Consider the following 11649-nt stretch of genomic DNA (forward strand, 5'->3'; position numbering starts at 1 on the left):
AAACACTCAGGAGCCCTAATAATCATTTTGAAGGTTAATCTAAATCAACATCATTTGGATAGTGAGCAACGGGGGTTAAATCATGCATTGCTTCTTCAATCCTTAAAATATCATTGTATTTTTCAACCCGTTCTGAACGAGCCATTGCTCCAGCCTTCAATTCGCCACCATTAACGGCAACTGCAAAGTCTGCAACGAATGTATCACCAGTTTCACCAGAGCGGTGACTGATCATCGTTCTAAAGTTGTTCTTCCGCGCTAATCGAACTGCTTCTAGGGTTTCAGAAACCGTTCCAATTTGGTTCAATTTAATCAAGAGGGTGTTACCCGCACCCAGCTTAATTGCCTTACGGATAAACTTAGGGTTCGTAACGATCAAGTCATCATCAACGATTTGAACTCTGTCACCCAAACGCTTAGTAGCGGTAACAAAGTCATCCCATGAATTTTCATCCATTGGATCTTCAACTGACATAATTGCGGGGTACTTATCAACTAAATCACTAACGTAGTCAATGAATTGTTCAGGCGTATAAGTCTTGCCTTCAAAGTTATAGTTACCACTATCTTTGTCGTAGAAAGAGGATGCTGCAAAGTCCATCGCAATTCCGATGTCTTCACCTGGAACGTAACCAGCTTGCTTGATTGCCTTGTAAAGGGCTTCCACGGCTTCTTCAGTGTGCTTCATGTTTGGTGCGAATCCACCTTCATCACCAACACCAGTTTCAAAGCCTTCAGCTTCTAAGACTTTCTTTAAGGTGTGATAAACATCAGCGATTTTATTGATTCCATCACGGAAAGAAGTCTTTTTAAGTGGTGTAATCATGAATTCTTGTGCATCAATATCGTTATCGGCATGTTCACCACCGTTAATAACGTTGTGGAATGACTGTGGTAATTCAATGTCAACCCCACCAAGGTAACGATACAATGGTTCGTTAAAGTATTCAGCAGCAGCACGAGCAGTTGCCATTGAGACTCCTAAGATTGCATTGGCCCCTAACTTAGCCTTATTAGGCGTCCCGTCTAATTCGATCATGATTTGGTCGACTTGGCGTTGATCAAATGGGCTAACTCCATGAAGAGCGTTACTAATTTCGTTGTTAATATGACCAACAGCCTTGGTAACCCCCTTACCCATTAAACGTTTGCCACCATCACGAAGTTCAATCGCTTCGTTTTCACCAGTTGAAGCTCCAGATGGTACTTCGGCTCTTCCCAACGTACCGTCAGTTAAAATAACGTCGGCTTCAACCGTAGGATTACCACGAGAATCAAAAACTTCCCGTCCCTTAACTCTTTCAATATAAACTTCGTTCAAATGCATAACACCAAATCCTCTCGTTTTTTATTTTTAACTTTAGATTCAATTCAATCACTATATTAAAACAGCCGATTTTAAAACACAAAAATAATGGCTCTAATATTAAGTAAGTTTAAAGCTAAAATAGTAAAATAAAAGTAATACTAAATTAAGGAGATTTTATTTTTGACATTTTTAATTGGAATCATCGCTGGACTGGTGTTGCCTATTCAAACATCAATTAACACCAAATTAAAAAACACCATGCAAGGTTCCCCCTTTTTAGCATCAATGACATCATTTACAATTGGAACGATCACGCTATTGATCGCTAATCTAGTCTTAGGTGGATCACTACTGGTCCCTGGGAACCTCTTTGTTAACCAACCTGCTTGGATCTGGCTAGGCGGAGCACTCGGGGTAATCGGATTGACTGCCAACATCATTATCTTTCCTTATTTAGGCGCGGTCCAAACGGTGGTCATGCCAATTTTAGGCCAAATATTGATGGGAATGATCATTGATAATTTCGGGCTATTCAAAGCCCCCGTTCATCCATTCACCATCATTCGCCTCATCGGAATCATCATTTTACTAAGTGGTATTTTTATGATCGTCATTAAAAAAGATGAGGAAAACGATGTTAAACATGGTAAACACGTTTGGCAATTCATCGGACTAATCGCTGGAATGTTTCAAGCATCCCAAACTCCGATCAACGGACACTTGGGAATAGTGCTTGGTTCTTCAATCCATGCAGCACTCATTTCATTTTTAGTGGGAACGGTGATTCTATTCATCATTGCCGCATTTACAGATCATGGCTACCGAAAAGTTGGTAATGCTTTTGGTACTGGTCATCCTTGGTGGATCTGGATCGGTGGAGCCCTCGGAGCTTTTTACGTCCTAGCCAATGCATACCTCAGCCCAATTATCGGGGCTGGAACCGCAGTCATACTGACGCTGTTAGGGAATTTATTTGGTGGGGTCATTTTTGACCGATTCGGAATCATGGGAGCAACCAAGAAGCATATTACCATCATTCAATATGCGGGGATTATAATCATGTTAGCGGGGGTCATCATTATCAAACTGTTCTAAGCCTACTTAAATGGATGGGCTTTCAATAAGTCCGTGTAAAATGCAATCTTTCTTGCTGTTTGTAACAATTTCTTTCCATAGTAATCACCAGATGGCGCATCGGATAACAAGGATCCATCGGCTGCAAAGTTATTTTGAACACTGCCGATTAATACTTGTGGTGGTAACACTAATGCCCCTAACCTCGTTAATACGGGACCCAATTCGAGTCCCCCAAACTGACCGCCCCGACCATTATTAGAATAAGAAACGATCATTGTCGGTTTATTATTGATCTCACCTGCCAAATAATCAATCGCATTTTTTAACACCGCGGGAAACGAATGGTTATACTCAGGCGTTAAGAAGATGTATCCATCGGCAGCCTGCATGTCGTCTAACCATCGTTGTTCGTTCGTTTTCAAATGACGAGCTGGGTTATTCAACGGTGGTAACGCTTCATAGAAGAATGGTAATTGATAGCTCCCCACCTCTAATAATCTAAATTGGTCGCCAGTTGCTTTTTCATATTCGGTTTGATGATTTTTAAAATAGTTAATTAGATTTTTACCCAGGGCGGTTTCACGCGAACTGCCTAAAATAACATTAATTTTGTTCATAATTATTCCTTCATCCATTTTAAATTTGTATTCACATGAATACATTTTCAGTATATCATTAAATAATTTAAAAGCAATTTTTATTCATGCGAATAAAAAAGAAAGGAGTCACAAATGAGTTCATCAGAGCAAGTAATGAGCATCATCAGTCAAATGCTCGCGCAAGATTCAAAGGACGATAATGAAAAACAATGGTTAAAAAAACATGCACCAAGTAAAGATATCGCTGATGCAATTAATAATCTCACTACTCGTGACATGCACGTAATCGCAGCGGTTGGTAAGTTGCAAAGCGCATATGCCAAACAGCTGCCTGAAATCCTACACCTATCGCAACCCACTATTTCTAGAGCTATCAAAAAATTATGTGACCATCAGATCCTGCTTCGCTATTCAACGCCCCAAAATAGTAAGGATATTATAGTGAAGTTAACCCCAAGTGGAATGGAAATTGCCAAGGTCCAGGTCCAATTAAGAAAGCGCATCAATGATAAATTAGCCAATATTATGAACAGATTATCAAAAGCAGAGGCCCAGCAATTCATTACCACCCTAACCCAGATCAAGAACATAGACATCTTTAATTAGTTTTATACCAATCATTTGACAATCAGCTCCTAAAAAGCTAATGTATTTTAAAAGTAAAATAATATTTAGTAAGGGAGCTAACACCATGAAAGCAGTAACAATTCATAGTTTAAAGCAGGCCAATCCCATCGTTGACGTACCAATGCCCGCTGTACCTAGTGGCAATGTTTTAATTAAGGTACATGCGACTGGCGTTAATCATGTTGACCTGGCATGGGCCAATGGCCACCGTAAGGATGATGACACCATTTTTGGCCTGGAAGTTGCCGGTGAAGTTGTTGAATCCAATTCAGCTATTAAGGTGGGCCAACGAGTCGCTGCACTAGTTGATGAAGGCGGATATGCAGAATTTGTTTCAGTCTCTGCCAACCGAATTATCCCCATTCCAGATGACTTCAGTTACTCGCAGGGAGCTAGCTTGCCCGAAAGCTATATTACCGCATACCAAACCCTCTTTTGGATCGGTAACTTACAGGCTAATCAAACCGTCTTGATCCATGCAGGTGCTAGTGGCGTTGGTACTGCTGCTATTCAATTAGCCAAAGCGCTGAAAAATGCAACCGTTATCACGACTTCCAGCACTGCTAAGACTGCCATCTGCAAGCAAAACGGTGCTGATTACGCAATCGATTATCAAACGCAAGATTTCGAAACTGAAGTAGATAAGATTACTGACCATAAGGGCGTTGACCTAATCCTCGACTTTATCGGAGCAGATTACTTTCAACATAATTTGAACGCAGTTGCTACTGATGGTCACATTGTTTTGATTGGTGATTTAAGCGGTAGTATCGTTAATGACGTTAACCTTCGCTACATCATGATTAAACGGGTTAGCATCACTGGAACGCTCCTCTCCACTCGATCAGCAGAATACAAGGCGCAATTAATTACCGACTTTGTTGATAAGACCAGTAAATTATTCGAAAGTGGTAAAATAAAGCCATTGGTCAGTGATGCCTTTGATTTACAGGACGCTAAAGCCGCCCAAGAATACATGTTAGATAAGAAGAATATTGGTAAGATCGTTATCAAAGTATAATTTAAGAGTCCATAGTGCTAATTTTTGAGCATTATGGGCTTTTATTAATTTGATAATGAGTTATTATTAGGGAAAGGAGGGATTTATATGAAATTGAAATCCTTGATTGTCATTTTAGGGACAGTATCATTTGGGCTATTTACATACCATAACGTGGCAAGTGCATCTGGTTATGATTATGCTAATACGGCCACCCATAGTGTCAAAACCACCAAAACGGTCAAGGTATATCGAGTCACAGTTGGTAAAGATGAGGCCGACAATCAATTCCACAATGCTGGTAAAATTAAAAGGGGCACTCATTTATCAGTTAGTGATTGGGTCATGAGTACTGGAGGCGGTTACGTTGTTACTGGTAAACATAAATGGAAAGCAACAAGTAAAACGTTCTACTTTGTTCTTGACGAAAAACAAACCAAATGGTTTAAGTAAAAATAAATTACATAGGAGCTGATAATATGAAAAACAATAAATTTTTAAAGGGATTAATCTTTATTATTGCACTATTTACAGTCGGAGTATCAACAAATTACATTGCTAATGCTGCAACGTGGCATAAGGGCACCCCTTCTGCATTACACGGAACCTGGGAAACGACGCGAATTAAAAAGGACGGCTATCAATCAAGTAATGGTCGCACCGTAATTAAGAAGAACAGTATTTATTCGACCCATCGCTTTGCACCGATTAACCCTGATTCTGTAGATGCATTGAGCTATAAAAAAACAGGATCTAATTCATACACTGTTAAGGGGACTTACCATAATAATGGTGTTGGTAGCACTCAGTATCAATTTAAGATCTATAGTAAAGATAAAATCTACTTTAGTGGTAACAGAAGTGGTAAGTTTGGGGACGCCGCTACTTACTACCGTAAATAACATTTAATTTAACAGCATTCAGTGAATGAAATAGCTCACTGAATGCTGTTTTTTTATAACTTTACAACAATTAAATCATTTTTTTACATTAAAATTACATAAGTGTGGTATCATTTAATTGTAATTAAATTCTAATTACATAATTATCGAATTCTGAATGAATTGGAGGTTTTATTATGACAAAAATTAATTTTTTCAAGAATTTGAAGAAGGCATTTTCTGTAATGGTAATGACTGCTTCAGTTGCCACCGTTGGCGGATTTGTTACTCAGTCATTTTATGAAGCTAACGCAGCTTCACAGAATTATACTGAAAATCATAAATCTCAAAAGACAACTAATTCTAATGAAAATCCTAATTATTCGAATAAAAAACGTTCCTCCGAGTCAGAAAAAAGCAAAACCCCTGCATCTGACTTCTCAAAATAAATATTTATTTCATTCAGAATGATAGATAATTATCCTTCATAAGGATTTTATTCCCTCATTGATATACATTTCACTAAAAAGTGGTTGCATTGTCCCCCCTTTGCAGCCACTTTTATATATATAAATCCCCATTCAAAAGTTTGACTTAGATCGAAATCTAACTGCCAAACTTTTTAATTTATATAAAATAAACATCAACAGTTCTCGCAAATTGACATTATTTTGCTGAATCAATACAATTAAGTTATCTTTTCACATTAAATTAAGGGAACTGAGGTTATTTAAATGGAATTTAACGATAACAATTTAAAGAAAGTCATTGTCGAACTCAAAAACAATCTTTTACCAGGTTATCAATACGTTCAGGATAATAAAAGTGCGTCTTTATTACCTGGACACATAATTGAATTAGAGCAAAGTACGTTCCCATTCGATGCCAAAGCAGATAACTACGTTAAAACTAATATTTTTTTATCCCATAAGCGTTCAAGTTTAGTAACCATCACTGATTCCAACTCCATCAAGCCAGACGTTGAAAACACCTATGATTTTATTTCAGGTAATGTTAAACCCATGTCATTTGATGAGTTTAAAGCGCTTTGTGAAAGAACCGTCCCAATTGATAGTAATAAATATCAAATTGATGATAACGGCGGATTAAGTATCACCGTTCCATTTGAAGATAGCGTTATGCTAGTTGATAACATTAATCGATTGCTTAGCTTAAGAACACTATTGATTACCGCTGTAATCTAGAAAGAAGGGACTCCTAATTCATGTTTGTTAATCCAGAACAACTAAATTTTATTAACCAGCGATTAGATGTAGATACCATCATGGGATATACATATAGGGGATGTGAACAAGTCAAACTAAAAGCTGATGAGAATCAAACTGTCGAAACGTTGATCTTTCACTTTTCCCAATCATTGACGCCCTATTTTAAAGATGATCGTAAAAACGATTCCATTAGTGCAGACATTGCCCTATATCCACTGGGCGGCCAATATGCAATTTCGGAAATTGCAGTTCAACCAGGAGCGATCACTTGCTTACAATTTCTACAGTCCCTCCCTGAATTCCAAAATAACCCCATTCAATTACCGGGATTAATGGCTTCAATCCCATCTATTTTAGACGATCGTTTCTTCTTCAACGAAAGATCAGAAACGTTCAATTTACAATCAGATAAGTATCTAAAATCATTTATTTATGGAATTAATGCATTATTAGGCGCTAGAGCCATTATTTTAACGATGGGCACAAAGTTGACCCAACAGTAAGTTTGCGTAAAAACAATATTTATTACTCTAAGAGGTGCACAAAATGAAATTAAATAACTCAAGCGTTGACCCAATAATTGAATGTTTAGAAAAGTTTATCCTACCTGGGTATCAATTTTCAGATTGTTTAGTCCGAAATGCTGAATTAGGGGAAGATGCCGTTGAATACTTTATGCTCATTGAACAAAAAATGAATCAATTCAATGAAATAAATGATGGGAATGTGATGCTAGGCATTATTCTTACTAACGACAGTACTTCCAATGCTGTTATCATCAATGAGGCCACCCCTAGTCCTGCTGAATACGGATTAAATAATGCATATAGTTTGATTTGTAATCTTTTAGGCAATCAAATCAGCGCCGATCAGTTTAATCAACTATGTAACCAAATTGAACCCATGGATAGTTATAAATATTTCATTGATCAACATGGCTGTCTAACGACGATGGCAGATGAAATCAATCCGATCAAAGTAGTCAGTGGAATTAACATTCTTTTAAGTCTAAGAAGTAATTTGATTACTTCGATATTTGAATAAGGAGGTTCTTAATTATGGACTTTTTTAACGACCAAGTGATTAGTGAAATACGCAGCTTTGCCGAAAATGATTTAATTGCTGGTTACACATACCAGGATTTAAAAACCATCGATTTAAATGTGGAAGATCAAAAGACTCCTGCCATTGCGATTGAATTAAAACAACCATTGTTTCCATTCTTTAATGATGAACGCCAAAATTACTTTGTGAATGCGGAACTTATCATTTTTGTTTCCCCAAATAATGGTGCTTTTATTTACGAAGGTTCATATTTTAACGATTCACTTACAGCCTTCAACCTTTTAAATTCATTACCAGAATATATCGATAACCCAGTTAATCATGAATATTTTGATAACTTAATTCCGAATGTCGTTGACAATCGAATTGGTTTTAATCGGCTGCAAAATACACTATTCGTTCCTTCAAACGTCAGTCTCCCAGAAATTATTTTAAACATTAATGTCCTTTTAGGAGCTCGTAATGCCATGTTAACCTTTGGCATTCTAAGCCACTAGTGCCACTGATTCCAGAATCAAATTTTACAGAATGGATGTGAATATAACGAAATTTAATGATCAAGATATTATTAACGCCCTTGATGAGATCAAGGAAAATATTATTCCAGGATATGAATACACAATCTGTTCAGAGACTGAGTGTGAATATAATGGAAATAAAATTCCAGGATATTTAATCGAACTCGAACAAAAAACATATCCATTTGATGCTCGGAAAAATCATTATCATCATTTAGGTATTTTTTTAGCCCAAATTAATCCCAATTATGTTACATTTATGAATACTAGTTCCAACCGCTATCAGTTTGATAGTACATACCAAACCATCTGTAAGATGCTAAATAAAACAATTGATATCAATGCATTTCGCGAAATGTGTGATGCCATCGCGCCCATTAGTAATAAATATATGGTTAATAATAATGGCGATTTAATTACCCAGGCCCAATTAATCGATAATTCTAGTTTAGTTGATGGTATTAACATCATTCTTGGGCTTCGTACTGCTTTAATGGCATCAGCGTTAAAAAGGAAGTGAGCTAGATTGTTTATAGATAATGAGCAATATGATTTTATTAATAAAAAATTGCAAAATTGCACAATTCCTGGTTATGAGTACCAAGGTTGTGGGATTTTTCCAATGAATGTCGATAACAATACACAGATGCAAACGGTCATATATCAATTTAGTCAGCGGCTTACCCCGTTTTTTAATGATGATCGAAAAAATAAGTATACTAATGTTGAAATTGTGCTGTATCTTTTAAATCGTCAATTTTTTGTTTCAGAAGTTGATTACCATAGTGATGCTTCATCCACAGTTCGCTTTTTAAATTCGTTAGTTGAATATCAACAAAACATGTTTAACATGACTGAGTTTAAAGCCTCCTTGCCAAATGCATTAGACGATAGATTCTACTTTAATGAAGTGACCAATACGTTAAACCTCAAAGTGAATAATAATTTAAATTCGATCGTCTATGGAATCAATGATTTATTAGGGGCGCGGGAGATTATATTGACGATTGGGACGAAGTTGCAGGGATAAAAAATAATTAAAATGGAACTCACCTTTTGAAGGCGGGTTCCATTTTTTAATTATATAAACATATTTTGAAGATAGCCTTTTTTAAGCTATTATAGGTGATCGAGTTTGGATTGTTGGAGTTCGATTTGGTGGTCAAGATTTTCAAATACTTTACTAATCTGCTTTTGTTCATCTAAGTTTGGAATACTAATAATCATCTTTGATAATTGATTAAACGAAAGAGTATCTCTGACTCCACCTTCAGATAATCTTTTCCTTTGTATATTAAAGGAATCTGTTTTAAACCAATTTAAAAAGTACTCTGAATCTAATTTATCATTCGTTTTAAAAGAAACATATAAAGATGAAACAACTGAAGTATCTCCATCATCTTTATACGCTATTGATCCAACATTTATTCTGGAAGGATTGTAAGCAAAGTAACCCCTTTTTATAACATAGTAATTAGATAGGTCTTTACTTGCAACTGAATAGTTATTGAATTGATCCATTTGGTTTATAAAGCCGTGTTTATTTGAAATGCTTTCCACATGGTCATATTTTAAATGAATATTCTTACAACCATTTTTTATTAATAAGTCATATAAATGGTAGTTCCTATTAAATAGGCTAATTGATGGCACGGTTTCTTCAAAACATGTTTATCTAAAAAAGGCGTACCCTCAAAATATGAGAGCACGCCTTTACTGGTTAGTTTTACTTATCCTGTTGATCCGTCCAAACTAAGTCAGCCTTCATCTTATTAAATTCCGCTTCTACCTTTTGGTATTCAGCATCAATTTCAGCAATCTTTTGTTCCTCAGCCTCAATATCAATTTCAGGTTCTGGTTCAAAAGTATCTACATATCGTGGAATGTTTAGGTTAAAGTCATTTTCTTCAATTTCTTGGGGCGTTGCAACGTGGGCATACTTATCAACGTCCTTACGATTCCTGTAAGTTTCAACAATCTTATCCAGGTCTTCTGGCCGTAAAATATTTTGATTCTTGCCCTTTTCAAAATCCTTGCTAGCATCAATAAATAGCACGTCACGGTTATCCCGTTGCTTTTTCAAAACAATTACCACAGTTGGGATTGATGTAGAATAGAATAACTTTTCAGGTAACCCAATTACTGCATCAATTTGATTCTTATTTAGGAGTCCTTCCCGAATTTTGCCTTCCTTTGCGCCTCGGAATAGCACCCCGTGTGGTAGGACGATGGCCATAGAACCAGTTGGTTTCAAATGATACAAACCATGGAGCAAGAATGCATAATCAGCCTTACTCTTTGGTGGCAATGCACCATATTCCTTGAAACGCGGATCCTTTAATTTTCCCTCATTGTTGTCCCAGTGGGCGGAGTATGGAGGGTTTTCAACCACTGCATCAACGAAACGGGGGTGTTCGATCCCGTTTTCATCGATTCCGTCAGGCCAATCGCCCTCGAGAGTATCACCGTTTCGTAACTGCATGTTTTGATAACCAATTCCATGCATCATTAGGTTCATCCGCGCCAAGTTGTAGGTCGTGGTATTCAGCTCTTGACCATGGAAACGAACCTTCCCCTTCTTTTGGCCGTTTGGCACTTCGCCTTGAACCGTTAGTAGTAATGAACCAGAACCCATTGCTGGATCCAATACATCAAATGGTTCATCGTTATCTGGTAACCCAATTGTAACCAACTTAGCCAGTACTTCAGAAACTTCATGGGGAGTGTAGAATTCCCCAGCCTTCTTCCCAGAGTTAGAAGCAAATTGAGCAATTAGATATTCGTAGACATCCCCTAAGATATCATGACCATCTTCATCATTATAGTTAAATTTATCAACCAAGTTGACGATCTTACTCAATGCCTTGGCCCGATCGTTCGTGTTGCTTCCCAATCGACTGTTACCAAGGTTAATATCCGCAAACACACCTCGGAAATCCTTTTCAGCACCGTGGTTCAAAGAAGCATTTTCATTAAAGTGATCAAACATGTTTTGGTAGTCTTCAGGAACAACGGTCCCGTTTTCCACCTTATTGACGATACTTTCCCACGTGTCTTCCGGCCGAATTGCGTAACCATCACGTTCCGCAATTGCTTCTAGATAGTCCTCTACGCCATCTTCCTTAGCTGCTTCAGCGTAGGCATCATTAATATCTTGGCCTGGTTTAACTTCAAAGAAGTCTTGGGACTTCAAGAATAATTCTTGGTGTTCTGATAGGTATCGGTAGAACATGAATCCTAAAATATAAGTTTGAAAATCGACCGCATCCATGTTTCCACGTAATTCGTTAGCCATATTCCATAATTGACCAGTAATGTCTTGTGCCTTGTTTTCTGCCATTATT

16 protein-coding genes are annotated in these 11649 nt (G+C 37.1%); 12 read left to right on the forward strand and 4 right to left on the reverse strand.

The window, feature by feature from the left end; genetic code table 11:
- Positions 1-34 precede the first annotated feature (34 nt).
- The gene (gene eno / locus ACSYTJ_RS05255) at positions 35-1321 is read right to left on the reverse strand and encodes a phosphopyruvate hydratase (protein WP_491717307.1); all 1287 of its coding nucleotides are present in this window, start codon (positions 1319-1321) and stop codon (positions 35-37) included.
- A gap of 168 nt (positions 1322-1489) precedes the next feature.
- Here eno and ACSYTJ_RS05260 point away from each other — a divergent pair, with 168 nt between their 5' ends.
- Positions 1490-2404 carry a DMT family transporter gene (locus ACSYTJ_RS05260; RefSeq protein WP_491719667.1) on the forward strand — a complete coding sequence of 305 codons (915 nt, stop codon included), beginning with the start codon at positions 1490-1492 and terminating at the stop codon, positions 2402-2404.
- Between the two features lie 2 nt (positions 2405-2406).
- Here ACSYTJ_RS05260 and ACSYTJ_RS05265 read toward each other — a convergent pair whose 3' ends face one another.
- A complete protein-coding gene (locus ACSYTJ_RS05265) occupies positions 2407-3003 on the reverse strand; it encodes an NADPH-dependent FMN reductase (protein ID WP_491719668.1) in 597 nt (198 codons plus the stop codon).
- 114 nt (positions 3004-3117) lie between these two features.
- Here ACSYTJ_RS05265 and ACSYTJ_RS05270 point away from each other — a divergent pair, with 114 nt between their 5' ends.
- From ACSYTJ_RS05270 to ACSYTJ_RS05320, 11 genes are all read left to right on the forward strand, one after another.
- Positions 3118-3591, forward strand: a complete 474-nt coding sequence (locus ACSYTJ_RS05270) for a MarR family winged helix-turn-helix transcriptional regulator (protein ID WP_491716555.1) — start codon at positions 3118-3120, stop codon at positions 3589-3591.
- An 85-nt stretch (positions 3592-3676) separates the two neighbouring features.
- Positions 3677-4633: an NAD(P)H-quinone oxidoreductase gene (locus ACSYTJ_RS05275; RefSeq protein ID WP_491719669.1), complete on the forward strand. Its 957-nt coding sequence runs from the start codon at positions 3677-3679 to the stop codon at positions 4631-4633.
- A gap of 87 nt (positions 4634-4720) precedes the next feature.
- Positions 4721-5065, forward strand: coding sequence for a hypothetical protein (locus tag ACSYTJ_RS05280; protein WP_491719670.1), 345 nt, complete (start codon positions 4721-4723; stop codon positions 5063-5065).
- A 26-nt stretch (positions 5066-5091) separates the two neighbouring features.
- Positions 5092-5514: a hypothetical protein gene (locus tag ACSYTJ_RS05285; protein WP_491719671.1), complete on the forward strand. Its 423-nt coding sequence runs from the start codon at positions 5092-5094 to the stop codon at positions 5512-5514.
- A 176-nt stretch (positions 5515-5690) separates the two neighbouring features.
- A complete protein-coding gene (locus tag ACSYTJ_RS05290) occupies positions 5691-5942 on the forward strand; it encodes a hypothetical protein (RefSeq protein ID WP_491719672.1) in 252 nt (83 codons plus the stop codon).
- 285 nt (positions 5943-6227) lie between these two features.
- Complete coding sequence (locus ACSYTJ_RS05295; RefSeq protein WP_491719673.1) at positions 6228-6698, forward strand: hypothetical protein; 471 nt, start codon at positions 6228-6230, stop codon at positions 6696-6698.
- 20 nt (positions 6699-6718) lie between these two features.
- The gene (locus tag ACSYTJ_RS05300) at positions 6719-7225 is read left to right on the forward strand and encodes a hypothetical protein (protein ID WP_491719674.1); all 507 of its coding nucleotides are present in this window, start codon (positions 6719-6721) and stop codon (positions 7223-7225) included.
- A 43-nt stretch (positions 7226-7268) separates the two neighbouring features.
- Positions 7269-7766 carry a hypothetical protein gene (locus ACSYTJ_RS05305; protein ID WP_491719675.1) on the forward strand — a complete coding sequence of 166 codons (498 nt, stop codon included), beginning with the start codon at positions 7269-7271 and terminating at the stop codon, positions 7764-7766.
- 14 nt (positions 7767-7780) lie between these two features.
- Positions 7781-8284 carry a hypothetical protein gene (locus ACSYTJ_RS05310; protein WP_491716563.1) on the forward strand — a complete coding sequence of 168 codons (504 nt, stop codon included), beginning with the start codon at positions 7781-7783 and terminating at the stop codon, positions 8282-8284.
- A 31-nt stretch (positions 8285-8315) separates the two neighbouring features.
- Positions 8316-8825 carry a hypothetical protein gene (locus tag ACSYTJ_RS05315; protein ID WP_491716564.1) on the forward strand — a complete coding sequence of 170 codons (510 nt, stop codon included), beginning with the start codon at positions 8316-8318 and terminating at the stop codon, positions 8823-8825.
- A gap of 6 nt (positions 8826-8831) precedes the next feature.
- Positions 8832-9335 carry a hypothetical protein gene (locus tag ACSYTJ_RS05320; RefSeq protein WP_491719676.1) on the forward strand — a complete coding sequence of 168 codons (504 nt, stop codon included), beginning with the start codon at positions 8832-8834 and terminating at the stop codon, positions 9333-9335.
- Positions 9336-9424: 89 nt separating this feature from the next.
- Here ACSYTJ_RS05320 and ACSYTJ_RS05325 read toward each other — a convergent pair whose 3' ends face one another.
- The gene (locus ACSYTJ_RS05325) at positions 9425-9958 is read right to left on the reverse strand and encodes a restriction endonuclease subunit S (RefSeq protein WP_491719677.1); all 534 of its coding nucleotides are present in this window, start codon (positions 9956-9958) and stop codon (positions 9425-9427) included.
- A gap of 73 nt (positions 9959-10031) precedes the next feature.
- Positions 10032-11645 (reverse strand): type I restriction-modification system subunit M, encoded by a 1614-nt coding sequence (locus tag ACSYTJ_RS05330; protein ID WP_491719678.1) that lies wholly within the window; start codon positions 11643-11645, stop codon positions 10032-10034.
- Positions 11646-11649: the final 4 nt, after the last annotated feature.

The sequence above is a fragment of the Nicoliella sp. ESL1113 genome, from assembly GCF_058509245.1.